The organism is Pseudomonas sp. NPDC086581 (genome assembly GCF_044746165.1).
Taxonomy (GTDB): Bacteria; Pseudomonadota; Gammaproteobacteria; order Pseudomonadales; family Pseudomonadaceae; genus Pseudomonas.
Genome location: NZ_JBIVBR010000001.1, coordinates 67847 through 92802, shown reverse-complemented (window position 1 = coordinate 92802; position 24956 = coordinate 67847). Strand labels below are relative to the sequence as shown.

The following is a 24956-nucleotide window of genomic DNA, read 5'->3' as shown; positions in this document are numbered from 1 at the left end:
CTCCTACACGCACCTCCCACCTGCGTGCACGGAGTCCCATGAACCACAGCATCGTCCAGAGCCATCAGGATTCCGATCTGTTCGGCCTGCTTTATGGCTTCAGCTTTCGCCCCGACCAGCCGGGGCTGGAGATCGATTCGCCTACCGCCCTGCAACGCCTGCGGGAGCCGCGCGCCACGGATGAATTCCTCTGGTTGCACCTGAACCTGGCGCACGCAGCGTGCGAGCGCTGGATGAAGTCGCACCTGGAGCTGCCCGACTACTTCTTCGAAACCCTGCGCGAAGGCTCGCGCTCCACCCGCATCGAGCATGTGGACGGTGCGCTGCTGGCGGTGGTCAACGACGTGGTATTCGATTTCGGCAGCCGCATGTCTTCGGACGTCGCCACCCTCTGGGTCTGCGCCCGTGGCCGCGTACTGGTCACCGCCCGTGCGCAGCCGCTGCGCTCGGTGGACACGCTGCGTTCTTCGGTGAAGCACGGTGAGAGCTTCAATTCGCCGCTGGAACTGCTGGTGCACCTGCTGCGCGACCAGGGCGAAATCCTCACCCGCATCGTCCGCGAGACCAGCATCAGCGTGGATCGCATCGAGGACCAATTGCTGTCCTCGCGCCTCTCCGCCAGCCGCGCCGACCTGGGCGCCATGCGCCGTGTGCTGGTTCGCCTGCAACGCCTGCTGGCGCTGGAGCCGGGCTCGCTGATGCGCCTGCTGAATCGCCCACCGGTTTGGCTGACCGAGGACGACGTGCGCGTGCTGCGCGAGGCCACCGAGGAGTTCTCCCTGGTGATCAACGACCTCACGGCGCTGGGCGAACGCATCAAGCTGCTGCAGGAAGAGATCGCCGCGAAGATCAACGAGCAGAGCAACCGCACGCTGTTCACCCTCACCGTTGTCACTGTCCTGGCGCTGCCGATCAACATCATCGCCGGCTTCTTCGGCATGAACGTCGGCGGCATTCCGTTCTCCGGCGACCCGGAAGGCTTCTGGATCCTGGTGGTGCTGGTGGCCAGCTTCACCGGGCTGGCCGGGCGCTGGGCGTTTCGCAAGCGTGACGATTACTGACCAACCTCGCTCCTACAGGTTTTCGCCGGCGCAACCAGCCTGCTCCTACGCTCATGCGCCCCCTCAGCCAAGGCAAAAAAAGACCGGCTCAAAGGCCGGTCGAGGGGGAAGAAATCGTCGTCAGCGGCAGACGCGGGCGATGGCCGCCGCCAGGTGGTCGAGGCGCTCGCCGTCGAGCCCGGCGATGTTCGCGCGACCGCTGCTCACCAGGTAGATGCTGTGCTCCTCACGCAGGATGCGCACCTGTTCGGCCTGCAGGCCGGTGTAGGAGAACATGCCGCGCTGGATAGCGATGTGCGCGAAGCGATCCGCCAGCCCGTGGGGGCGCAGGGCTTCCACCAGGCCTATACGCAGTTCGGCGATGCGGCCGCGCATGCCGTCCAGTTCGTCCAGCCAGAGGTTCTTCAGCTCCGGGTCGCCCAGGATGGTGGCGACCACTTCCGCGCCGTGGGCCGGCGGGGTGGACCACAGGTTGCGGGCGAACAGCGCCAGCTGGCTGCGGATGTCGGTGAGCTTGTCGGCGTTCTCGGCGCAGACGATCAGCGCGCCGACGCGGTCGCGGTAGAGGCCGAAGTTCTTCGAGCAGGAGCTGGTGATCAGCACTTCCGGCAGGCTTTCCGCCAGCAGGCGCACCGAGTAGGCGTCCTCTTCCAGCCCATCGCCCAGGCCCTGGTAGGCGAAGTCCAGCAGCGGCAGCAGTTCGCGCCGGCGGACGATCTCCAGCACGCGTTGCCATTGCGCATGATCCAGGTCGAAGCCGGACGGGTTGTGGCAGCAGGCGTGCAGCAGCACCACGTCGCCCTGGGGGATTTTCTCCAGCATGGCGAACATGGCTTCGGCGTCGAGGCAGTTGTCCGCGCCGACGTAGGGGTAGTGCTTGATCGGCACGCCGGCGGCGGCGAACAGGGTTTCGTGGATCGGCCAGGTCGGGTCGCTCAGCCAGATGTTCTTGCCCGGCAGGCAGTGGGCGATGAACTCCGCCGCCAGGCGCAACGCGCCGGTGCCGCCGGGCGTCTGGGTGGCGTCGGCGCGGGAGTCGGCCAGCAGCGGCGAGGTGACGCCCAGCACCAGCTCGCACAGGCGCGCGGCGAACAGCGCGTCACCGTGGCTGCCGACGTAGCTCTTGGTGGTCTCGGTATCCACCAGGCGCTGTTCGGCGAGCTTCACCGCGCGCGGGATCGGCGTGAGGCCCTGGGCGTCCTTGTAGACGCCCACGCCAAGGTCGAGCCGCGCGGGATTGGGGTCCGCCCGGTAGGCTTCGAGCAGGCCCAGGATCGGGTCGCCCGGCACGCGGGTGACCTTGGCGAAATGGCTCATTTGCGTCCCTCTGCTGTGGCGGCCAGCTCGTCGGTGCGCGCGGCCATGATGAAGTCGTTGCGGTGCAGGCCCTTCAGCTCGTGGCTCCACCAGGTGACGGTGACCTTGCCCCACTGGGTCAGCAGGTCGGGGTGGTGGCCTTCTTCCTCTGCAATGGCGCCTACCGCGTTGGTGAAGGCCAGGGCGTGCCTGAAGTTCTTGAACAGGAAGACCCGCTCCAGTTCCATGTGATTGTCACGGACCTCGATATTCCAGTCCGGAATCTGCTTGATCAGCACCGCCAGTTCTTCGTCGGACACCTTCGGGGCGTCGGCGCGGCAGGCTTCACAATGGGCTTGGGTGAGTGCGGTCATCAAAGGTTCTCCTTGTCGTGGGTGGCATAGGAGTGCGCTCGCGAACCATCTTAGGCTCGCGAGCACGTCTCATCCTAGGCACAGATGGGATCGATTGCAGCGGATCAGGCGGCCTGTTTCGGCGGAAACTTCGGCGCATGCAGGCCCAGGCGCATGGCTTCGCGCACCAGCGCCATGATGTCCTCATGGGCCAGCTCGAACAGGCGCTTGAGCTCGGGAAGCACGAAATACAGGGGCTGCAGGATGTCGATGCGGTACGGCGTGCGCATGCATTCCAGCGGGCTGAAGGCCTGGTGCTCGGGCGCGTCGGAGAGGCTGTAGACCGTCTCCCTGGGCGACGAGAGGATGCCGCCGCCGTAGATGCGCAGGCCCTGCGAGGTATCCAGCAGGCCGAACTCGATGGTCATCCAGTACAGGCGGGCGAGGTACACGCGCTCTTCCTTGCTGGCGGCCAGGCCGAGCTTGCCGTAGGTGTGGGTGAACTCGGCGAACCAGGGGTTGGTGAGCAGCGGGCAGTGGCCGAAGATCTCGTGGAAGATGTCCGGCTCCTGCAGGTAGTCCAGCTCTTCTGGGGTGCGGATGAAGGTGGCGACGGGGAACTGCTGGCTGGCCAGCAGCTCGAAGAAGGTCTGGAACGGGATCAGCGCCGGCACCCGCGCCACACGCCAGCCGGTGGCGGCCTGGAGCACCTGATTGACCTCGGCCAGCTGCGGGATGCGCTCATGGGGCAGGCCGAGCTGCTCGATGCCGTCCAGGTATTCCTGACAAGCGCGGCCCTCGATCACTTTCAACTGGCGGGTGATCAGGGTGTTCCAGACCTGGTGCTCGGTTTCCGGGTAGTGGATGAAACCGTCTTCATCAGGTTGGCGGGCCACGTACTGCGTTGTCTTCATGGAGCCTCCGGCGTCGAGCTGCCTGTTCTTGTGATGACTCATCAATAGCGCGATGCGCGCCGGCGATCAGCCCCCTGGCGCAGCGCTGGCCAGCGCCCTGAGCGGCAATCCGTAAAGAAATAATTACGCTTGGCGGCGCAAGCATCCCGCCATGGCTTGAAGGTGCGCTGATCTGTCACATATTCTTGACGGTAATTTCCGGCCGCCTTGCGAAAACCCGTGCCGGAGTGCCCATCACAACGACAACCACGGGCCCGCCATGCGCATCAAAGTGCACTGCCAGAACCGCGTCGGCATCCTGCGCGACATCCTCAACCTGCTGGTCGACTACGGCATCAACGTCAACCGCGGCGAAGTCGGCGGCGAGCAGGGCAACGCCATCTACCTGCTCTGCCCGAACCTCATCAACCTGCAGTTCCAGTCACTCAAGCCCAAGCTTGAAGCGGTGCCCGGCGTGTTCGGCGTCAAGCGCGTCGGCCTGATGCCCAGCGAGCGCCGCCACCTCGAGCTAAACGCACTGCTGGCGGCGCTGGAGTTCCCGGTGCTGTCCATCGACATGGCCGGGCAGATAGTCGCGGGCAACCGCGCCGCCGCCCAGCTGCTGGGCGTGCGCGTCGACGAAGTGCCGGGTATCCCCCTGTCGCGCTACGTCGAAGACCTGGACCTGCCCGAACTGGTGCGGGCCAACAAGGCGCGCATCAATGGCTTGCGAGTTAAGGTAAAGGGCGACGTGTTCCTCGCCGACATCGCGCCGCTGCAGACCGAGCACGACGAAAGCGAAGCACTGGCTGGCGCCGTACTCACATTGCACCGCGCTGACCGGGTCGGCGAGCGCATCTACAACGTGCGTCGCCTGGAGCTGCGCGGCTTCGACAGCATCTTCCAGAGCTCGCGGGTGATGGCGGCCGTGGTCCGCGAGGCAAGGCGCATGGCGCCGCTGGACGCGCCGCTGCTGATCGAAGGCGAGACCGGCACCGGCAAGGAGCTGCTGGCCCGCGCCTGCCACCTCGCCAGCCCGCGCGGGCAGTCGCCGTTCATGGCGCTGAATTGCGCCGGCCTGCCCGAATCCATGGCCGAGACCGAGCTGTTCGGCTACGGCCCCGGCGCCTTCGAAGGTGCGCGCCCGGAAGGCAAGCTCGGCCTGCTGGAGCTGACTGCCGGGGGCACGCTGTTCCTCGATGGCGTCGGAGAAATGAGCCCGCGTCTACAGGCCAAACTGCTGCGCTTCCTGCAGGACGGCTGCTTCCGCCGCGTCGGCAGCGACGAGGAGGTGTACCTGGACGTGCGGGTGATCTGCGCGACCCAGGTGGACCTGTCCGAGCTGTGCACCAAGGGCGAATTCCGCCAGGACCTCTACCACCGCCTCAACGTGCTGTCGCTGCACATCCCGCCGCTGCGCGAATGCCTGGACGGCCTGGAGCCGCTGGTGGAGCACTTCCTCGACCAGGCCAGCCGGCAGATCGGCTGCCCGCTGCCCAGGCTCTCGCCGCAGGCGCTGGACCGCCTCGGCCGCTACCACTGGCCGGGCAACGTGCGGCAGTTGGAGAACGCGCTGTTCCAGGCGGTTTCGTTGTGCGAAGGCGGCACCATCCGCCCCGAGCACATCCGCCTGCCGGACTACGGTGCGCCGCACCCGCTGGGGGATTTTTCCCTGGAAGGCGGGCTGGACGCCATCGTCGGCCGCTTCGAACGCGCGGTGCTGGAGCGGCTCTACCGCGAGCACCCGAGCAGCCGGCAACTGGGCAAGCGGCTGGGGGTGTCGCACACCACCATCGCCAACAAGCTGCGGATGCACGGGCTGGGGCAGAGCGAGGAGTCCTGAGGCGCTGGTCACCAGGTCTTCGGCTGATATCCCTTCACGCACGCCCGCACTTCATCGTCGATCACATTGCCCGGTTTGATGCAGTCGGACAGCTTGCGCGGGCTGTCGCTGTAGGGCGAGGCCGCGGGCGTCGTCTGCAGACCGTCAGGAGTCACGCCCAGACGAATCTGCAGCAGTACCCAGCGTTCGTGCAGCCAGAATTGGCTGGCCGGGTTGCGCCACAGGGCGGTGCCGGCGGCGAGGATCAGCAAGGGAATCAGGAACCACAGCAGCGGCTTCACCAGCATCCGCCAGTTGCGCTTCGGGTCTTCGGGCGGCTTCTGCTTGTTCTGCTGCCTGACCTGCTCCCAGTAATAGTCGCGATCACGCTCGCTCATCGATGTACTTCCGCCGGGTGGGTGAATGAAGAGTAACGGCTGGTGCGGCCTGCGGCGAGGCGCGATCAGTGGTCCTTGTGACGGGCTTCGCGCGCCACCATATTAGTCTGCATGAGCGCTCCCCGAACCTCCCCCCGCGCCAAGCGAGCCGATGTGCTGTCTGCCTTCCACCCGGCGGTGGCCGGCTGGTTCCGTGCGCATTTTCCGGCTCCGACCCAAGCCCAGGTGCAGGCGTGGCCGGCGATCCAGGCCGGAGAATCGACCCTGGTGGCGGCGCCCACCGGTTCGGGCAAGACGCTCACGGCCTTCCTCTCGGCCATCGATGCGCTGGTCCGCGAGGGGCTGGCGAACGGCGACGCGCTGCCCGATCGCACCACCGTGGTCTATGTCTCGCCGCTCAAGGCGCTGTCCAACGACATCCGCATCAACCTCGAAGAGCCCCTGGCCGGCATCCGCGCGGCGCTGGTCGAAATGGGCCTGCCGGAAGTGGATATCCGCACGGCGGTACGCACCGGCGACACCACCTCCAGCGAGCGCGAGGCCATGCGTCGGCAGGTGCCGCATATCCTCGTCACCACACCTGAATCGCTCTACGTGCTGCTCGGCTCGGACTCCGGCCGCGCCATGCTGGCCGGCGCGCGCAGCGTGATAGTCGATGAAATCCACGCACTGGCCGCAAGCAAGCGTGGCAGCCATCTGGCGCTGTCACTGGAGCGCCTGCAGGCATTGTGCGAAGCGCCGCTGGTGCGCATCGGCCTGTCCGCCACGCAGAAACCCATCGAGGCGGTGGCGGGTTTTCTCGTCGGCCGCCACCAGGCCTGTCGCATCGTCGACATCGGCTACAGCCGCGAGCGCGACCTGAACCTGGAAGTGCCGGCGGCGCCGCTGGAGGCGGTGATGTCCCACGATGTCTGGGACAAGGTCTACGATCGCCTCGCCGAACTGGCCAGCGAGCACCGCACCACGCTGGTCTTCGTCAACACTCGGCGGCTGTCCGAGCGCATCACCCGGCACCTGGCCGAGCGCATCGGTGCCGGCTGGGTGGCGGCGCACCACGGCAGTCTGTCCAAGGAACTGCGCCTGGGCGCCGAGCGGCGACTCAAGGCTGGCCAGTTGAAGGTGCTGGTGGCCACTGCCTCGCTGGAACTGGGCATCGACATCGGCGACGTCGAACTGGTTTGCCAGATCGGCTCGCCGCGCTCGATCGCCGCCTTCCTGCAGCGCGTCGGCCGCTCCGGCCACAGCGTCGGTGGCACGCCCAAGGGGCGGTTGTTCCCGACCTCGCGGGACGACCTGATCGAGTGCGTGGCGCTGCTCGACAGCGTGCGGCAGAACGAGTTGGACGCCCTGAGCATTCCCCACGCGCCGCTGGATGTCCTGGCCCAGCAGATAGTCGCTGAAGTGGCCTGCCAGGAATGGCGCGAGGACGCGCTTTTCGAACTGTTCACCGCCGCGCAGCCCTATGCCGACCTCAGTCGCGAGCACTTCGACGCGATGCTGCGCACTCTCGCCGAGGGTTACACCAGCCGCAACGGCCAGCGTGGCGCGTACCTGCACCGTGACGCCGTGCACCAACGCCTGCGCGGCCGACGCGGCGCCAAGCTCACCGCCGTGACCTCCGGCGGCACCATCCCCGATACCGGCGACTACGCCGTTCTGCTGGAGCCGCAAGGCCTCACCGTGGGCACGGTGAACGAGGACTTTGCGGTGGAGAGCCTGGCCGGCGATGTGTTCCAGCTGGGCAATATTTCCTACCGCATCCTGCGCGTGGAGCCGGGACGCGTGCGCGTCGAAGACGCCCAGGGCCAGCCGCCGAACATCCCTTTCTGGCTCGGCGAGGCGCCGGGGCGTACCGACGAGCTGTCCACCAGCGTCGCGCGCCTGCGCGGCCAACTGGACGAATTGCTCGCCCAGGGTGCGAATGACCCCGAACCGCTGACACAGGCCATCGACTGGCTGCAGGGGCTGCTTGGCTTGAGCGACGCCGCGGCGCGGCAGCTGGTGGAATACCTGGCCCGCGCGCGCCACGCCCTCGGCGCGCTGCCGACGCAGAAGACGCTGATCCTCGAGCGCTTCTTCGATGAATCCGGCGGCATGCAGCTGGTCATCCATTCGCCCTACGGCAGCCGCATCAATCGCGCCTGGGGACTGGCGTTGCGCAAGCGCTTCTGTCGTACCTTCAACTTTGAGCTGCAGGCCGCCGCCACCGAGGACGCGATCATCCTCTCGCTGTCCACCAGCCACAGCTTCCCGCTGGATGAGGTGTGGCGCTACCTGCACTCCAACAGCGCCGAGCATGTGCTGATCCAGGCGCTGCTCGACGCGCCGCTGTTCGGTGTGCGCTGGCGCTGGAACGCGACTACCGCGCTAGCCTTGCCGCGCTATAGCGGCGGGCGCAAGGTCGCCCCGCAGTTGCAGCGCATGCGCAGCGAAGACCTGCTGGCCTCGGTGTTCCCCGATCAGGTGGCGTGCCTGGAGAACATCGTCGGCGAGCGCGAGATTCCCGATCATCCGTTGGTGGCGCAGACCCTCGACGACTGCCTGCACGAGGCGATGGACTGTGAAGGCTGGCTCAACCTGCTGCGGCGCATGGAAAGCGGTGCGGTGACCCTGCTGGCGCGCGACCTGCCGGCGCCGTCACCGCTGGCGGCGGAGGTATTGTCCGCCAGTCCGTACGCCTTCCTCGACGACGCGCCGCTGGAAGAACGCCGTACCCAGGCCGTGCAGAGCCGCCGCTGGACCGACCCGGAAAGCGCCGATGACCTCGGTGCGCTGGATGCCGATGCCATCGACGCGGTGCGTGCCGAGACCTGGCCCGAAGCCCGCGACGCCGATGAAATGCACGAGGCGCTGACCGGTCTGGGCGGCATTCGCGACAGCGAGGCGCAGGCCACCGAGGGCTGGCCCTTCCTGCTCCACGCGCTGGCCAAGGCGGGGAGGGCGACGCGCCTGGAACTGCCCGTGGGCGCCGTCTGGGTGGCGGCGGAACGGCTCAGCCAATGGCTTGCGCTGCATCCGCAGCTCGCGATGAAGCACTCGCTTGATCTACCGGCGGCGCTGTGTGAGCCCTGTGCGGTGGACGAAGCGCAGGTCGAACTGGTGCGGGCGCGCCTGACCGGTTTCGGCCCGCGCCTGCTGCGTGAACTGGCGGATGACCTGGGCATTGCCACCGGTGATACCGGCTTCGCCCTCGCCAGCCTGGAGCGTGAGGGCTACGTGCTGCGAGGTCGCTTTACCCCCGGCGCGAGCGAGGACGAGTGGTGCGAACGCCATCTGCTGGCGCGCATCCACCGCTACACGGTCAAGCGCCTGCGCCGGGAGATCGAGCCGGTGGCGCGGGCGGACTTCATGCGCTTCCTGTTCGACTGGCAGCGCGTCTCCAGCGCAGCGCGGGTGCGCGGTGCGGAATCACTGGCCGGCGTGCTCAGCCAGCTGGAAGGCTTCCAGGCGGCCGCTGCTGCCTGGGAAAGCGACATCCTGCCCAGCCGCGTGGCCGACTACGGAATCAACTGGCTGGACGACCTGTGCCGCGCCGGTCGCATCGTCTGGGCGCGCCTGCCGGGTCGAACCGCTGCAAAGGGGCGTGGCGGCCCGCTGAAGAGCACGCCCATCGTGCTGCTGCCCCGCGCACAGATGGCGCAGTGGAGCGCGTTGAGCGCGGGGCAGGCGGATGCCGAGCTGTCCGCCAAGGCCAGCAAGGTGCTGGAGGTGCTCAAGGAGCAAGGCGCGTCTTTCTTCGAGGAACTGGCCAGCGACAGCCACCTGCTGCGCACCGAGCTGGAAACCGTGCTGGGCGAACTGGTAGCGGCGGGGCGGGTGAATGCCGACAGCTTCGCCGGCCTGCGCGCGCTGCTGATGCCGGCGGCGCGGCGGCACCCGCAGCGTCGCTCGCGCACGCCACTGTTCGGCATGGCCGATGCCGGGCGCTGGGCGCTGCTGCGTCGCTCCACGCTGGAGCCGGGCGCGCGGTTGCCGGCGGAAGTGCTCGAACATGTCGCCATGACCCTGCTGCGCCGCTACGGCGTGGTCTGCTGGCGCCTGCTCGACCGCGAAGCCGACTGGCTGCCGCCGTGGCGCGATCTGCTGCGGGTCTATCACCGCCTGGAGGCGCGCGGGGAAATCCGTGGCGGGCGCTTCGTCGCCGGGCTGACCGGCGAGCAGTTCGCCCTGCCCGAAGCCGTCGGCCTGTTGCGCGAAGTGCGCCGCCGTGAAGCGAGCGGCGAATGGGTGGTGGTGTCTGCAGTCGATCCGCTGAACCTGGCCGGCACCCTGTTGCCGGGGCGCAAGGTACCGGCGGTGAGCGGCAACCGCGTGCTTTATCGCGATGGTGTGCCGGTGGGCGCGTTGATCGCCAGCGAGGTGGAGCTGCTCGCGGAGCTGGCGCCGGAAGACCAGGCCCGCGCGCGGGAACTGCTGATCCGCCGGTAAGCCGGGCGCGGCTGACGTACACTCAGCGGCACGGCAGTTTCTCCCTGCGAGGCTGTGATGTCTTCCCGCGAGTCCCCGAGTCTGTTTGCCTTGTTGCGCCAGTGGTGGTTCCTGCCGCTGCTGGCGCTAGCTCTGTGTCTGCGCCTGTATGAGCTGACCGGTTCGGCCATCTGGGGCGACGAAAGCTCCAGCCTGTTCCTCGCCCGCTATTCGCCGCTGCAACTCTGGCAGCACGCCGCCCGCGACGTGCATCCGCCGCTGTACTTCTATCTGCTGCACCTGTGGACCGGGCTGCTGGGCGAGGGCGTGTTCTCGCTGCGCCTGTTCAGTGCGGTATTCGGCACGCTCGCGGTATTCCTCGGTGGCTGGCTGGCCTGGCGCCTCGCCAGTCGCCGCGCGGCCTGGCTCGCCGTTCTGCTGCTGGTGGTGCTGCCGACGGCGGTGCGCTATAGCCAGGAAGTGCGCATGTATTCGCTGCTCGGCTGCTGGTTGCTGGCGGCGACTCTGGCCTTGCTCTACTGGCTGGAGGAGGGCAAGCGTCGTCATCTGCTGGTCTACGTGCTGCTGATGACGGCGGCTTTTTACACCCACTACTTCAGCCTGTTCGGCCTGCTCGTGCATTGGGCCTGGCTGGCGTCGCTGCCGAACACTCCGCTGCGCCGCCGCGACTGGTGGCTGGCCAACCTGGCCATCGCCGTGCTGTTCCTGCCCTGGTTGCCCGGCCTGCTGGACCTGGTTCGGCATATGGCGGTGCTGGTCGCCGGTGGCGACGTGGGCTGGGAGCCGCCGGTGGATGGCCGTTCCGTTCCCTCCATGCTCTGGCAATGGCTGGCGCAATCCGATGGCAACGAGCTGTCCTGGCCCCTGCTGGCGGGCGTGCCGTTGCTGGTGGTGGGGGCGATGTTGCTGGTACTGCGTCACGATCGCAGCCGCCAGCGCGCTGGCGTGTTGGTCTCGCTGTACGTCGGCCTGCCGCTGCTGGGGCTGTATGGTGTGTCCTTCGTTTCGCCGGTGTTCGTCGAGCGCTACCTGACGGCCTTTGCCCTCGGCCTGCCGCTGCTGTTCGCGCTGGCGCTGGACCGCCTGCTGGAGGCGCGGCGCGTTCTCGGCGCAGTGATGCTGGCCACGCTGCTCGGCCTGCAGGGCATGGGCCTGGAACGCGCCCTCGAAACGGACCCGGATGAGCAGTTCGACGGCATGGTCGACTTCGTCAACGCCCATTACCGCGCCGGCGACCGGGTGGTGGTCGACGACATCCTCTGGTACCTGGCATTCCGTTACTACAACCGCACCGGCATCGAGCCGCTGCTCTATACCGCGCCAGCGGACGACGGCTCTTCCGGGCGACCTGGCGAGTATGGCTTCGGTTCGCTGATCGACGACCGCCAGCACAGCTTCGTCGATCGCCTGGCCGACCTGCCGCCAGGCGATGGCCGCGTGTGGCTGGTGATGAGTCGCTACAACGACCAGGAGATTCCCGACGTTCCCTCGAGCTGGCGGCGCGTTGCCCAGCATGCCGGCGGGGAAGTACAGGCGCTGTTGTTCGAGCGCGCGTCGCTGCGTAACGCCGCGCGCTGATCGCTCAGTGACTCAGAAGCGGATGCGCCCGGTGAAGGCGTCCTTGAGCATTACCCAGTCGCCCATCAGCGACCACAGCGGGTACTTGAAGGTGGCTGGGCGGTTCTTCTCGAACACGAAGTGGCCGACCCAGGCGAAGCCGTAGCCGGCCAGCGGCATGGCCAGCAGCCACAGCAGGTGGCCGCTAAAAATGGCGTAGGCGAGGATCGACAGCACCAGCAGGCTGCCCACGTAGTGCAGGCGGCGGCACACGGCGTTGCTGTGTTCCTGCAGGTAGTACGGGTAGAACTCGGCGAAGCTCTGGAATCGATCGGCGGTCTGGGTGCTCATGGCGCACCTCCTGTTGTTGTGATGGCGCCAGTGTAGGCTGGTGCCTTCAGACTTGCGGATGACATAGGGGGCCAGTTTAGTATCCCCCTGTGCCGCCGGCTTCTCCGGCCGATCGGCGCGGATCACCACCATAACCAGAAGAAATTGCATGCCTGAGCGTACGACCCTGTCGAGCTGGGTGCGGGGGATCGTCCAGTCGCTGGAGCTGGAAGGCCTCGACTGCCGCGCGCTGTTCGCCGAACTGGGGCTTGATTTCGCCGCCCTCGACGACCCCGATGCGCGCTTCCCGCAAGACGCCATGAGCCGCCTGTGGAACCGCGCCGTGGAGCTGTCCGGCAACCCGGCCATCGGCCTGAACATCGCTCGCGTGCATACGCCGGCGTTCCCCGTGGTGGGCTATGCGCTGATGTCCAGCCGCAACCTGGGCGAGGGTTTCGAGCGCCTGGAGCGCTACCAGCGGATCATCGCCGAGGGTGCCGACCTGACCTTCCGCCGCCTGCCTGAGGGCTGCCTGTACCGCATCGTCGTCCATGGTGATCTCCTGCCCGTGCCGCGGCAGAGCGCGGAGTGCTCGCTGGCGAGCCTGATCGCCATGCTGCGCTGGATCACCGGGCGGGCGATCAAGCCGTTGGAGGTGCGCCTGGCTGGTGAGGCGCCGCCGGATGTCGAACCCTACTGCGAGCTGTTTCAGGCGCCGCTGAGCTTCGGCCATGCGGACTGCGCGATGCTGTTCTCCCACGAGGACATGAGCGCGCCGCTGCCCACCGCCAACGAGGAGCTGGCGCGGCTGCACGACCGTTTCGCCGGGGAGTACCTGGCGCGCTTCGTCAGCAGCCGCTTCAGCCACCAGACGCGTCAGGTGCTGTGTCGCCTGTTGCCGCAAGGCGAACCCAAGCGCGAGAGCGTGGCGCAGGCGCTGCACCTGTCCGAGCGCACGCTGCAGCGTCGCCTGCAGGAAGAGGGCACCAGCTACCAGCAACTGCTCGACGATACGCGTCGCGAACTGGCCCAGCAGTACCTCGCCACGCCGCGCATGACGCTGCTGGAGATTGCCTACCTGCTGGGGTTCTCGGAGCCGAGCAACTTCTTCCGCGCCTTCCGCCGCTGGTTCGGCAAGACGCCGGGGGAGTATCGCGAGGACTTGTGAATCAGGCACTGCCTGTCGACGCTGATCGCGGGCATGGCCCGCTCCTAGGGAAGCTCCGACGCACAATCGTGGACGGTCGTGCGCGGGGCGTGATCAATCCACCCCGACAAACCCGCCGGTCTGGTGTCGCCACAGCCGCGCATAGAGCCCGCCATGGGCGAGCAGCTCGGCATGGCTGCCGCTCTCGACCACGCGACCGTGCTCCAGCACCACCAGGCGATCCATGCGCGCAATGGTCGAGAGACGGTGGGCAATGGCGATCACTGTCTTGCCCTGCATCAGGGTCTCCAGGCTTTCCTGGATCGCCGCTTCCACTTCCGAATCCAGCGCCGAGGTGGCCTCGTCGAGGATCAGGATCGGCGCGTCCTTGAGTAGCACACGGGTGATCGCGATGCGCTGGCGTTGGCCGCCGGAGAGCTTGACGCCGCGCTCGCCGACGTGAGCGTCGAGGCCAGTGCGCCCTTCTGCGTCGCTCAGCTGCGGGATGAACTCCGAGGCGCGGGCCTTCTGGATCGCGTCCTGCAACTCGGCCTCGCCGGCATCCGGGCGGCCGTAGAGCAGGTTGGAGCGGATCGAGCGGTGTAGCAGCGAGGTGTCCTGGGTGACCATGCCGATCTGCGCGCGCAGGCTTTCCTGGGTCACGTGGGCGATGTCCTGGCCGTCGATCAGGATGCGTCCGCCCTCCAGGTCATACAGGCGCAGCAGCAGGTTAACCAGGGTCGACTTGCCGGCACCGGAAGGACCGACCAGGCCGATCTTCTCGCCGGGGCGCACGGTCAGGTCGAGGCCGCTGATCAGGCCGCCGCCCTTGCCGTAGCTGAAGTTCACCTGGTCGAAGCGCACTTCGCCGTGCTTCACCACCAGCGGTTTGGCGTCGGGCGCATCGGTCACCTGGCGGGGCAGGGCGATGGTCTGCATGCCGTCCTGCACCTGTCCGACGTTCTCGAAGATGCCGCCGACCACCCACATGATCCAGCCGGACATGTTGTTGATGCGGATGACCAGGCCGGTGGCCAGGGCGATGGCGCCGACCGAGATCAGCGATTGGGTCCACAGCCACAGGGCGAGGCCCGTAGTGCCGGCGATCAGCAGGCCATTGAAGATGGTGATGGTGACGTCCATCGAGGTCACCACGCGCCCGGCGCGCTGGGCCTTGCGGGTCTGGTCGTCGATGGCTTCGCGGGCGTAGTCCTCTTCCTGGCGCGTGTGGGCGAACAGCTTGAGGGTGGTGATGTTGGTGTAGCCGTCGACGATCCGCCCCATGAGCTTGGAGCGCGAGTCCGAGGCTGCCACCGAGCGGCTCTTCACCTGGGGCACGAAGTAAGCCAGCGCGCCGACGTAGCCGAACACCCAGAGCGCCAGCGGAATCATCAGGCGCCAGTCAGCCTCGGCGAACAGCACCAGGGCGCTGACGGTGTAGATCACCACGTGCCAGATGGCGTCGACTACCTGCACGGCGGAATCGCGCAGGGAATTGCCGGTCTGCATGATGCGCTGGGCGATGCGCCCGGCGAAGTCGTTCTGGAAGAAGCCCAGGCTCTGCTTGAGCACGTAGCGGTGGTTCTGCCAGCGGATCAGGTTGGTCATGCTGGGGTTGATGCTCTGGTGCACCAGCATGTCGTGCAGGCCGTTGAATACCGGGCGCAGGACCAGCGCGACCACCGCCATCCAGATCAGCTCGCGGCCGTGCACGGTGAAGAAGTTGGCAGGCGCGGTGCCTTGCGCGAGGTCGACGATGCGCCCCAGGTAGCTGAACAGCGCGACTTCGATCAGTGCGACGATCAGCCCGACGAAGAGCAGGGCGAGGAAGACCGGCCAGACCTGGCGCAGGTAGTAGACGTAGAAGCGGACGACGTCGGAAGGCGGCATGCGCTCGGGGGTGTCGCGGAAGGGATCGATCAGACGTTCGAAACGACGGTAAAGCATGATGGCTCTCGGGTTGTGTCGGCGAGCCCGTCCTGGGCTCGTCTTGATTGGCCTCCGTCAGCCGTAATTGTGGAAACTTACAGACGCTTGGCGGAGAGGATGACCACCGGGGTGGTCGGTACGTCCTGGAACATGCCTTTGTTGCCGGTCTTCACACCGGCGATCTGGTCGACCACGCCCATGCCGCGCACGACCTTGCCGAACACCGCGTAGCCGAAATCGCGGGCGCCGTGGTTGAGGAAGTCGTTGCCGGTCAGGTTGATGAAGAACTGGCTGGTGGCGGAATTCACATCGCTGGTGCGTGCCATGGCCAGGGTGCCGCGCTCGTTGAGCAGGCCGTTGTCGGCCTCGTTCTTGATCGGCGCCTGGGTGTCCTTCTCCTTCATGGCTTCGGTGAATCCGCCGCCCTGGATCATGAAGTTGGGAATCACGCGATGGAAGATGGTGCCGTTGTAGAAGCCACTGTCGACGTAGGACAGGTAGTTCTTCACGGAAATCGGTGCCTTGTCGGCGTACAGCTCGATTTCGATTTCACCCGAGGTGGTGGACAGCAGCACGTGGGGCTTGTTGGCGTCGGCGGCGATTGCCGAGCCGGCCAGGACCAGGGAGCAGGCGGCGAGCAGGATGCGTTTGAACAGGGTCATTTGGCGGATGTTTCCTGAGGGTTCTAGGGATGGTCGACCTGCTCGAGGAAGTCGAGCAGGGTGGTATTGAATCTTTCCGGCTGGTCCAGCGGCGTGGCGTGGCGCGAGTCCTCGATCACCACCAGACGTGCGTTGGGCATGCGTCCGACATAGGCCTGCTTGAGCGAGACCGGGGTGTAGTCGCGGTCGGCGCTGATCACCAGGGTTGGACAGGTTATGCGCGCCAGGCGTTCCTGCACACCCCAGCCGATGATAGCGTGGAGGCTGGAGAGGTAGGCGCGCTTGTCGTTCTGCGGCCAGCGTTGCTGGATCTTGCGGCGCAGGTCGCTCTGTTCGGGCTTGGGGAAGAGCATCTTGCCCAGCGCCTTGCCTACCGTATCCAGGCCCAACACGTGGGCGAGGAACAGCCGGCGCGCCACTTCCAGGTACTCGCGCAGGCTGTGCGGTTTCACTTCCGGGGCGCTGTTGACGATGGTCAGGCTGTTCAGCCGCTCCGGCCAGCGGGTGGCGAGTTCGAAGCCGATCATGCCGCCCATGCTGATGCCCACCAGGTGCACACGTCCCAGGCTCAGGTGATCGAGCAGGGCGATCACGTCCTCGGCGAAGGCGGCGATGCTGTAACGCTGGCGCGGTTTGTCCGACTGGCCGTGGCCGCGTACGTCGAGGGCGATCACCCGATGACGTTTCTCCAGCTCCGGCACCTGGTATTCCCAGTCGCGGGTGCTGGAACCGAGCCCATGCACCAGCAGCACCGGCGTGCCGAAACCGCTTTCCTCGTAGTGCAGGCGATGACCGGCGTGGTCGAAGAACGGCATGACGGGCTCCTTGTTCGGGCGGCTGTGGGCTCAGGCCGGGCTTTCCGGGGCGGCGAAATGGGCGTCGAGGGGCACGTTGGCGAAGGTGGTCAGCAGTTCCACGAGTATCTGCGTGGCCGGGCCCAGGGGCTTTTCCTTGTTCGGATAAAGATAGAAGCGGCTCTCGCGCACGCCGCCCTGTTTCATCAACAAGGGCTTGAGCTGGCCGTCGCGCAGTTCGCGCTCGATCATGTGTCGCGGCAGCCAGGCGAAGCCCAGGCCGTTGCTGACGAAGGTGGCGGCAGTGGCGAGGCTGCCGACGGTCCAGCGTTGCTCGGCGCCGAGCCAGCCGACGTCGCGCGGTTGCAGGCGGCCGGAGTCGCGGATCACTACCTGCATCTGGGTTTCCAGATCCTGGTGGGTGACCTCGCGTTGCAGGCGATGCAGCGGATGATCGGGGTGGGCGACAGCGACGAAGTCGACGATGGATAGGTCTGCGCCCAAGTGGCCGGGAATGTTCAGGCCGCTGATGGCGAGATCCGCATGGCCCTGCACCAGCGCTTCCTCTACGCCCGACAGCACTTCCTCGCGCAGCAGCACGCGACAGCCGCGACTCTGCGGCATGAAGGCCGACAGCGAGCGCACCAGACGCACGGTGGGATAGGCGGCGTCGACAACCAGGCGCACTTCCGGCTCCCAGCCCTGCTCCATATGGTGGGCCAGCTCTTCCAGCTGGCCGGCGGATTTCACCAGTTGCCGTGAGCGGCGCAGGAGTACCTCGCCGGCTTCGGTGAGCACGGCCTTGCGCCCGTCGATGCGCAACAGCGGCACGCCGAGCTGCTCCTGCATGCGCGCCACGGTGTAGCTGATCGACGACTGCGAACGGTGCAGGGCTTCCGCCGCCTGGGCGAAGCCGCCATGGTCGACCACGGCCTGCAGGGTTCTCCACTGATCCAGGGTAACGCGGGGCGCTTTCATCCTCGCTTCCTCTTGTCTACTCTGGCGGTCCGCAGAAGACCTACAAGAGACCGCCATGAAAAAATTCTGTTGTGCCGTTCTGGCCATGCTTCCGCTGACCGCCCTGGCCTATCCCATCGAAGTGCAGAAGAGCCTCAATGGCACCGAGGTGGATATCGAGACCCAGGACATCGGTGACCAGATGGGGGCGATCCTCCTGCGCAACGGCGGCCAGCAGCCGGTGACCTGCACTGCGGTCTTCGTCAACGGTCCCGAGACGCCGCATGTGCGCAAGGCGACCATTGCACCGGGCAAGGAGGCCAACCTGACTTCCAGCTTCAGCCGCGCAGTGATCAAGCTGCGCATCAAGCTGACCTGCAACCCTTCCTGAGTTCCCCCAAGACTAGAAGCAGTCAGGTAAGAAATCAATTTATTCGATAATTAGAAGCGACTATTTACGCTTTTTTATCGATTTGTTCATCTTTAGGATGACCTCCATCGACACATTCAACGACCGATGGAGGTCCAGTCCATGTCCCGCGTCCTGGTTATCGAAAGCAGTGCCCGTCAGGAAGGTTCCGTTTCCCGCCAACTGACCCGCGATTTCATCGCCCAGTGGCAGGCCGCTCACCCGGCCGACGAGATCCAGGTGCGCGACCTGGTCGTCGAGCAGGTGCCGCACCTGGACGCCAATCTGCTAGGCGGCTGGATGAAGCCGGCTCAGGAGCACAGCGAGATCGAACGCGCCGCGCTTGAACGCTCCAACCAACTGACCGCCGAACTGCAGGCTGCCGACGTGCTGGTCCTGGCTGCGCCGATGTACAACTTCGCCATCCCCAGCACCCTGAAGTCCTGGCTGGACCACGTGCTGCGCGCCGGCGTCACCTTCAAGTACACCGAGACCGGCCCGCAGGGTCTGCTCACCGGCAAGCGCGCCTTCGTCCTGACCAGCCGTGGCGGCGTCTACGCCGGCGGTGCGCTGGATCACCAGGAACCCTACCTGCGCCAGGCGCTGGGTTTTGTCGGCATCCACGACGTGACCTTCATCCATGCCGAAGGCCTGAACATGGGTGGTGAATTCGCCGAGAAGGGCCTGGCCAAGGCCAAGGCGCAGGTCGCCGCCATCGCTTGATCCGTTTCCTGTTTGCGCGTCCTCCCGCTCCTGGGCGCGACCGTGGCCGATTCCTTCCCCAGGAATCGGCCATTTTTTATTTGCCAACTACTTGACCGGATGAAAACACATCCTTCCCGTTCGGGCTGTTCAAAGCATGACCAGCATGCTAAAAGAACCTAGAGCTGATCTAGCCGCTTGAAAAAGAAGGGAAAACCATGACCAAGTCGGAGTTGATCGAGAGAATCGTCACCCATCAGGGGCAGCTTTCCGCAAAGGATGTGGAGCTGGCGATCAAGACCATGCTTGAGCAAATGTCCCAGGCTCTGGCCACTGGGGATCGCATCGAAATCCGGGGTTTCGGTAGCTTCTCGCTGCATTACCGTGCGCCGCGCACCGGCCGCAACCCGAAGACCGGCGAGTCCGTGCGCCTGGATGGCAAGTTCGTCCCGCACTTCAAGCCTGGCAAGGAGTTGCGCGACCGCGTCAACGAACCCGAATGAACCCGGGGTATCCGTCTTCAAGAAGGAGTGTCCATGCTTCGGGCAAAACGTTTCCTGCTGATTCTGGCACTGGTCGTCCTGGCTGCCGTCGTCGTGGTTTTCGTCCTTGAAAACCTGCAGCCCGCGCAGCTGACCTTCCTCGGCTGGCAGTCGCCGCAGTGGCCGCTGGTAGTCTTCATCTCCCTTGCCTTCATCGTCGGCGGCGTGATCGGCCTGCTGCTGAGCATTCCCTTCCGCGCTAAGACGCACGTCCGCATGACCGGGCTGCGTTCAGAAGTCACCCGTTTCCGCAAGGAGAATGACGCGCTGCGTGAAAAGTCGCTGACGGACCATGCCTAGCGTCATCGCCACGCTGTTCTTCTTCTGTGCCCTGGCCATCGGCTGGTGGATGGGGCGTCGCTCTCTTTCCCGAACCCAGCCAGCGTCCGAGTCGAACCTCCGGGCGCGCGTCCACAGCATGCACAATCTGCTGGAGCGACATTCCGACGACGCGCTGGAAAGCCTTTCCCAGGGCCTGGTCGTCAGCCCGGAAACGCTCGAAAGCCACCTTCACGTTGGCAACCTGTTCCGCCGCCGTGGCGATATCGAGAAAGCCATTCACATCCACCAGGACCTGCTGGGACGCGCCGGCGAAGATGGTTCGCTGGTGGCGCAAGTGCGCCTGGAGCTGGCTCGAGACTATATTGCCGGCGGCTTGCTCGGCAGCGCCGAGGAGTTGCTGGACGAGCTGACCCAGCAGCGTGATGAGCCTATCTCGCTTGAGGCGCTGGATGAACAGCGCCTCATCTGCGAGCGCGAGAAGAATTGGTCCCGCGCGATCGAACTGGCCGCCCGGCTGGTGTCGAGCCGGCCCGAGTTGAGCGCGGCGCTGGCCAACTACTACTGCGAGCTCGCTCAGGAAAAAGGCAAGACTGGGGATCGCAGTGCCATGCAGGAGCTGCTGCGCGAGGCTCGTCGCGTCGACAAGCGCTGTGTACGCGCTCTGCTGATGCGGCTGGACTGCGAGTTGTGGCGCAAGGATCCGGCCGCTGCCGTCGCCACCATCGGCGAACTGGCGAGCGATGCCAAGGCCTTCCTGGGCGAGATCGTTCCGCTGTTGCGTCGCCACGACGGCCTTGCCCGGCCTGAGGTGCTGGCTTGTTTGCGCGAGCTGGCAGGGGGCGAGGAAGTACCGCCGGCGATCCTCGCGCTGTTGGCCGACAGCGAGCAGCCGGGGCGTTCTTCCAGCTGGCGCGAAAGAATGCTGGAGCGGGTGGAACGCCATCCCTCCTGGCAAGGTGTGGGCGAATACCTGGAAGTAGTGGGGAGCGACACGGAAAAAGACTCGGCGACGGGAAAAATCGCTCCAATAATCATCGGGTTGTATAAGACAATGCCGCGCTATCGATGCGGCAAGTGCGGTTTTGCCGGCCGCGAACTGCACTGGCAATGTCCCAGTTGCCACGCTTGGAATGCGCTGCGGCCGGTCATTTCGCCGCTCTGACGCGCTCGCTCAAACATGGAAGACGCCGCTGGCGTCAGGTTCTGCAGGTACTGTATTGAAGGTTCTTCTCACGGGTGCGAGCGGTTTTGTCGGCCGAGGCGTACTGGCGCGCTTGTGCCAGGAAGATAACGTGCAGGTTCGCGTCGCCCAGCGTGGCGCCATCGCACAGTACCCCGAAGGTGTCGAGGTGGCGCTCATCGACGGGTTGAGCGTGGCGCAATCCTGGACGCAGGCCCTGCAAGGGGTGGACGTGGTGATTCACTGCGCTGCCCGCGTTCATGTCATGGACGAGCAGGCGGCGGATCCGCTTGCCGAGTTTCGCGCGGTGAACGTCGAGGCGACCCGGCATCTGGCGCAGCAGACCGCGGCAGCTGGTGCGAAGCGCTTCGTCTTTGTCAGTTCGATCAAGGTCAATGGCGAGGAGACTGCGCCGGGTCATCCCTTTACTGCCGACGCCGAGCCGCAACCGCAGGACCCTTACGGGCAATCCAAGCTCGAAGCCGAACAGGCTTTGTTCGACGTGGCCCGCCAGACCGGGCTCGAAGTTGCTGTGGTGCGCCCGCCGCTGGTCTATGGTCCGGGTGTGAAGGCCAATTTCGCCAGCCTGATGCGCGCCTTGCAGCGTCGCCTGCCGTTGCCCTTTGGCTCTATCGATAATCGTCGAAGCCTGGTGGCGCGGGATAACCTGGTGGACCTACTGGTGCTTTGCACGCGTCATCCGGCAGCCGCCGGGCAGGTATTTCTGGTTAGCGACGGCGAAGATTTGTCGACGGCACAGCTGTGCCGTGGCCTGAGCAGAGCTTTGGAGGTTCGCCCGCGGTTGCTGCCGGTTCCCGCCGCGCTGCTGCGCCTGCTCGGGCTGCTGACCGGGCGGAGCCGGCAGGTCCAGCGCTTGCTGGGATCGCTGCAGGTGGATATTTCCGCGACGCGCAGTCGACTGGGTTGGACTCCGCCGGTCAGCGTCGAGCAAGCCCTGAGGGAAGCGGCGCAGGGGCGTGATCAGGAGCAGGGACGATGAGCATGGGTATTCTGCTGGTGGTCGTATTCATAGCATCCTGGGTGATGACTGCTGGCGTGCGCCGCTACGCACTGGCGCGCAGCATCATGGATATTCCCAACGCTCGCAGTTCGCATCAGATTCCCACGCCCCGCGGCGGCGGAGTTGCCATAGTGTTGGGCTTCCTGGGCTGCCTACCGCTGGCCGCTGTTCTCGGCGCCGTGGATGGCCGCAGTCTGTTGGCCCTATTGCCGGCCGGCTCTCTGGTTGCGGTCATAGGTTTCCTGGACGATCACCGTCATATTCCGGCGCGTTGGCGGCTGCTCGGGCATTTTGTCGCCGCGTTCTGGCTGCTTGGCTGGCTCGGTGGGCTGCCTGCGCTGACTATGCCGTGGGGACCTTTGGACCTGGGTTTGGCCGGCGACCTGCTGGGCGTGGTGTTCCTGGTCTGGCTGCTCAACCTGTACAACTTCATGGACGGCATCGACGGGATTGCCGGCCTGGAAGCTATCAGCGTCTGCTTGGGCGGAGCCCTCTGCGGGTGGTTCGTCGGCGAGTCGCAACTGGTGTGGTTGCCCTTGATCCTGGGCATGGCGGCGGCGGGGTTCCTGGTCTGGAACTTTCCCCCGGCGCGGATCTTCATGGGGGATGCGGGCAGTGGATTCCTGGGGTTGATCCTCGGCGGCCTGGCATTGCAGGCGGCGTCGGTAGCGCAGCCGCTGGTCTGGAGCTGGTTGATCCTGCTTGGCGCATTCATCGTCGATGCGACCTTCACTCTGGTGCATCGCCTGATGCGTGGCGAGCGCGTCTACGAAGCACATCGCAGCCACGCATACCAGCGCATATCACGGCGCTTTGGCAGTCATCTGCGGGTATCGCTGTGGGTCACCTTGATCAACCTGCTGTGGCTGTTACCGCTGGCGTTGCTGGCTGCACTGGGGCATGTTTCGGGTTTGCTGGCGCTGATTGTGGCCTATGCTCCGTTGGTGCTTGTCGTAGCTCATCTGGGTGCGGGACGCCCGGATGAACAGGATGTGAGCTGAACTCCGCCGGATTTGGTGGTCAATGTAGCGAGTGGATGATTTTCTCCGCTCGGGATTAAGGACAAGCGCTGATGCTCCGAGAACGCCTGCTGAGGCTTCCGAGACGACATAAACGGCTATTGCAGGTCGCCACAGATATCTGTCTGGTGTGGTTCTCGCTGTGGCTGGCGTTCATCGTGCGACTGGGTACGGATGATCTGGAGTATCCGTTGCGCGTTCATGGCTGGCTGTTCGTGGCGGCGCCGACAGTGGCGATCCCGTTGTTCATCCGCTTCGGCATGTACCGTGCGGTGATGCGTTATCTGGGCAATGACGCGCTGATCGCCATCTGGAAGGCGGTGACCATCTCGGCGCTGCTGCTCTCGCTAGTGGTCTACTGGAACCGCTCAGTGACCGAAATGGTTCCGCGCTCTCTGGTGCTGAACTACTGGTGGCTAAGCCTGTTGATGATCGGCGGCCTACGCCTGGCCATGCGCCAGTATTTCATGGGGGACTGGTACAGCACCGTCCAGGCGGTACCCTTCCTCAAGCAACAGGATGGCCTGCCCAAGGTGGCGGTGTATGGTGCCGGTTCTGCCGGCAACCAACTGGTGGCGGCGTTGCGCCTGGGACGTGCGATGCGCCCGGTGGCCTTCATCGATGACGATGACGAGATCGCCAACCGCGTTATCGCGGGTCTGCGCGTCTACAAGCCCAAGCACATCCAGCAGATGATCGACGAGACCGGGGTCCAGGAAGTGCTGCTGGCGATCCCTTCTGCTACCCGCGCCCGGCGCCGTGAAATCCTCGGCCTGCTCGAGCCCTACCCGGTTCACGTACGAAGCGTGCCGGGATTCATCGAGCTGGCTAACGGTCGGGTTCGGGTGGACGACATTCAGGAAGTGGACATCGCCGACCTGCTTGGGCGTGACCCGGTCGAGCCGCGCAAGGAGTTGTTCGAGCACTGCATTCGTGGCGAAGTTGTGATGGTCACGGGTGCGGGCGGCTCCATCGGATCGGAGCTCTGCCGCCAGATCCTCGGCTCATCGCCCACCGTGCTGGTGCTGTTCGAGCACAGCGAATACAACCTCTACCGCGTGCACCAGGAGCTGGAAAACCGCATCAAGCGCGAGTCTCTCGCGGTGCAACTGGTGCCGATCCTGGGGTCCGTGCGCAGCGCCGAGCGCCTGCTGGATGTGATGCGCACCTGGAAGGTCGTCACCGTTTACCACGCCGCTGCCTACAAGCACGTGCCGATCGTCGAGCACAACATTTCCGAGGGCGTGCTGAACAATGTGATAGGGACCCTGCATACCGCGCAAGTGGCGGTGCAGGCTGGTGTCGAGCACTTCGTGCTGATTTCCACTGACAAGGCTGTGCGCCCGACCAATGTGATGGGGAGTACCAAGCGCCTGGCGGAGATGATCCTCCAGGCCCTGAGCCAGGAATCGGCGCCAGTGCTGTTCGGCGATAAATCCGGGGTGCACCAGGTCAATAAGACCCGTTTCACCATGGTGCGCTTCGGCAATGTGCTCGGCTCGTCCGGCTCGGTCATCCCACTGTTCCGCGAGCAGATCAAGCGCGGCGGGCCGGTCACCGTGACCCATCCGGGCATCACCCGGTACTTCATGACCATCCCGGAGGCGGCCCAGTTGGTGATCCAGGCCGGCTCCATGGGGCGCGGTGGCGACGTCTTCGTGCTGGACATGGGGCAGCCGGTAAAGATCCTCGAACTGGCCGAGCGGATGATCCACCTGTCGGGCCTGAGCGTTCGTTCCGAGCGAACTCCCCACGGCGACATCTCCATCGAGTTCAGCGGTCTGCGGCCTGGCGAGAAGCTCTATGAGGAGCTGCTGATTGGCGACAACGTCAGCGCCACCGAGCATCCGATGATCATGAAGGCCAACGAGGAGCTGATGCACTGGGAGGGCTTCAAGCTCGTCCTGGCGGACCTGCTCAGGGCGGTGGACCAGGGCAACTACGCGCGGGTGCGGCAACTGTTGCGGGAAACCGTCAGCGGCTATTGCCCCGAGGGAGAGATCGTCGATCTGATCCACCAGCAACGGCGGATGGAGCCCTGATACCGGGCTCCTAGCAGACGCTTTGATCGCCGCGTCTGCAAGCATCGTCAGCTCTTTCCTGGCGATCTGTCGGCGGCGCCGGAAACTGGCGTCGACTCTCTAAACCAAGGTTCTCACGAGTACTCCTGGCGA

General features: G+C 65.6%; 22 protein-coding genes. 13 read left to right on the top strand and 9 right to left on the bottom strand.

Translation table 11 applies throughout. From position 1 onward, the window contains the following. Positions 1 to 38: 38 nt before the first annotated feature. Positions 39 to 1061 carry a transporter gene (locus ACIPK7_RS00425; RefSeq protein ID WP_401084333.1) on the top strand — a complete coding sequence of 341 codons (1023 nt, stop codon included), beginning with the start codon at positions 39 to 41 and terminating at the stop codon, positions 1059 to 1061. A 120-nt stretch (positions 1062 to 1181) separates the two neighbouring features. Here the strand turns inward: ACIPK7_RS00425 and ACIPK7_RS00420 are convergent, their stop codons facing one another. From ACIPK7_RS00420 to phhA, 3 genes are all read right to left on the bottom strand, one after another. Next, on the bottom strand, positions 1182 to 2378 hold the full coding sequence (locus tag ACIPK7_RS00420; RefSeq protein ID WP_401084330.1) for an amino acid aminotransferase: 1197 nt from the start codon (positions 2376 to 2378) through the stop codon (positions 1182 to 1184). Beyond that, positions 2375 to 2731, bottom strand: coding sequence for a 4a-hydroxytetrahydrobiopterin dehydratase (locus tag ACIPK7_RS00415; RefSeq protein WP_138522508.1), 357 nt, complete (start codon positions 2729 to 2731; stop codon positions 2375 to 2377). The genes ACIPK7_RS00420 and ACIPK7_RS00415 overlap by 4 nt, the downstream gene beginning before the upstream one ends. A gap of 104 nt (positions 2732 to 2835) precedes the next feature. Beyond that, complete coding sequence (gene phhA, locus ACIPK7_RS00410; RefSeq protein ID WP_401084327.1) at positions 2836 to 3624, bottom strand: phenylalanine 4-monooxygenase; 789 nt, start codon at positions 3622 to 3624, stop codon at positions 2836 to 2838. Between the two features lie 259 nt (positions 3625 to 3883). Here phhA and ACIPK7_RS00405 point away from each other — a divergent pair, with 259 nt between their 5' ends. Next, positions 3884 to 5446 (top strand): sigma-54-dependent transcriptional regulator, encoded by a 1563-nt coding sequence (locus ACIPK7_RS00405; protein ID WP_192430261.1) that lies wholly within the window; start codon positions 3884 to 3886, stop codon positions 5444 to 5446. An 8-nt stretch (positions 5447 to 5454) separates the two neighbouring features. On the opposite strand, the gene ACIPK7_RS00400 is transcribed toward ACIPK7_RS00405, so the two are convergent. Further along, positions 5455 to 5823, bottom strand: a complete 369-nt coding sequence (locus ACIPK7_RS00400; RefSeq protein WP_192430260.1) for a hypothetical protein — start codon at positions 5821 to 5823, stop codon at positions 5455 to 5457. Positions 5824 to 5934: 111 nt separating this feature from the next. On the opposite strand from ACIPK7_RS00400, the gene ACIPK7_RS00395 reads away from it, so the two are divergent. Then, positions 5935 to 10251, top strand: coding sequence for a DEAD/DEAH box helicase (locus ACIPK7_RS00395; RefSeq protein ID WP_401084323.1), 4317 nt, complete (start codon positions 5935 to 5937; stop codon positions 10249 to 10251). Between the two features lie 57 nt (positions 10252 to 10308). Next, complete coding sequence (locus ACIPK7_RS00390; protein WP_401084320.1) at positions 10309 to 11829, top strand: glycosyltransferase family 39 protein; 1521 nt, start codon at positions 10309 to 10311, stop codon at positions 11827 to 11829. Between the two features lie 12 nt (positions 11830 to 11841). Here the strand turns inward: ACIPK7_RS00390 and ACIPK7_RS00385 are convergent, their stop codons facing one another. Then, positions 11842 to 12159, bottom strand: a complete 318-nt coding sequence (locus ACIPK7_RS00385; protein WP_192430257.1) for an Mpo1-like protein — start codon at positions 12157 to 12159, stop codon at positions 11842 to 11844. A 148-nt stretch (positions 12160 to 12307) separates the two neighbouring features. On the opposite strand from ACIPK7_RS00385, the gene ACIPK7_RS00380 reads away from it, so the two are divergent. After that, positions 12308 to 13306 carry an AraC family transcriptional regulator gene (locus tag ACIPK7_RS00380; RefSeq protein ID WP_192430256.1) on the top strand — a complete coding sequence of 333 codons (999 nt, stop codon included), beginning with the start codon at positions 12308 to 12310 and terminating at the stop codon, positions 13304 to 13306. 93 nt (positions 13307 to 13399) lie between these two features. Here the strand turns inward: ACIPK7_RS00380 and ACIPK7_RS00375 are convergent, their stop codons facing one another. The 4 genes from ACIPK7_RS00375 to ACIPK7_RS00360 all read right to left on the bottom strand — a co-directional run bounded on the left by ACIPK7_RS00375 (position 13400) and on the right by ACIPK7_RS00360 (position 17648). Continuing rightward, entirely contained in the window at positions 13400 to 15232 is a 1833-nt protein-coding gene (locus ACIPK7_RS00375; RefSeq protein WP_192430255.1) for an ABC transporter ATP-binding protein, read from the bottom strand. 77 nt (positions 15233 to 15309) lie between these two features. Next, positions 15310 to 15870 carry a peptidylprolyl isomerase gene (locus ACIPK7_RS00370; protein WP_401085547.1) on the bottom strand — a complete coding sequence of 187 codons (561 nt, stop codon included), beginning with the start codon at positions 15868 to 15870 and terminating at the stop codon, positions 15310 to 15312. A gap of 29 nt (positions 15871 to 15899) precedes the next feature. Further along, positions 15900 to 16691, bottom strand: a complete 792-nt coding sequence (locus ACIPK7_RS00365) for an alpha/beta fold hydrolase (RefSeq protein ID WP_401084317.1) — start codon at positions 16689 to 16691, stop codon at positions 15900 to 15902. A 30-nt stretch (positions 16692 to 16721) separates the two neighbouring features. Further along, positions 16722 to 17648, bottom strand: coding sequence for a LysR family transcriptional regulator (locus ACIPK7_RS00360; protein WP_081519335.1), 927 nt, complete (start codon positions 17646 to 17648; stop codon positions 16722 to 16724). 55 nt (positions 17649 to 17703) lie between these two features. Here ACIPK7_RS00360 and ACIPK7_RS00355 point away from each other — a divergent pair, with 55 nt between their 5' ends. From ACIPK7_RS00355 to ACIPK7_RS00320, 8 genes are all read left to right on the top strand, one after another. Then, the gene (locus ACIPK7_RS00355) at positions 17704 to 18018 is read left to right on the top strand and encodes a 3-phosphoglycerate kinase (protein WP_192430253.1); all 315 of its coding nucleotides are present in this window, start codon (positions 17704 to 17706) and stop codon (positions 18016 to 18018) included. A 141-nt stretch (positions 18019 to 18159) separates the two neighbouring features. After that, a complete protein-coding gene (locus ACIPK7_RS00350; RefSeq protein WP_401084314.1) occupies positions 18160 to 18759 on the top strand; it encodes an FMN-dependent NADH-azoreductase in 600 nt (199 codons plus the stop codon). A gap of 197 nt (positions 18760 to 18956) precedes the next feature. Next, positions 18957 to 19241, top strand: coding sequence for an integration host factor subunit beta (gene ihfB, locus ACIPK7_RS00345; RefSeq protein ID WP_015478091.1), 285 nt, complete (start codon positions 18957 to 18959; stop codon positions 19239 to 19241). Between the two features lie 33 nt (positions 19242 to 19274). Continuing rightward, complete coding sequence (locus tag ACIPK7_RS00340) at positions 19275 to 19580, top strand: lipopolysaccharide assembly LapA domain-containing protein (protein ID WP_081519338.1); 306 nt, start codon at positions 19275 to 19277, stop codon at positions 19578 to 19580. Continuing rightward, positions 19573 to 20724, top strand: coding sequence for a tetratricopeptide repeat protein (locus tag ACIPK7_RS00335; protein ID WP_192430251.1), 1152 nt, complete (start codon positions 19573 to 19575; stop codon positions 20722 to 20724). Before ACIPK7_RS00340 ends, ACIPK7_RS00335 begins: the two co-directional genes overlap by 8 nt. 55 nt (positions 20725 to 20779) lie before the next feature. Then, complete coding sequence (locus tag ACIPK7_RS00330; protein WP_192430250.1) at positions 20780 to 21742, top strand: SDR family oxidoreductase; 963 nt, start codon at positions 20780 to 20782, stop codon at positions 21740 to 21742. Then, positions 21739 to 22764, top strand: coding sequence for a glycosyltransferase family 4 protein (locus ACIPK7_RS00325; RefSeq protein ID WP_192430249.1), 1026 nt, complete (start codon positions 21739 to 21741; stop codon positions 22762 to 22764). Before ACIPK7_RS00330 ends, ACIPK7_RS00325 begins: the two co-directional genes overlap by 4 nt. 71 nt (positions 22765 to 22835) lie before the next feature. After that, positions 22836 to 24824 (top strand): nucleoside-diphosphate sugar epimerase/dehydratase, encoded by a 1989-nt coding sequence (locus ACIPK7_RS00320; protein ID WP_192430248.1) that lies wholly within the window; start codon positions 22836 to 22838, stop codon positions 24822 to 24824. The last annotated feature ends 132 nt before the right edge of the window (positions 24825 to 24956 follow it).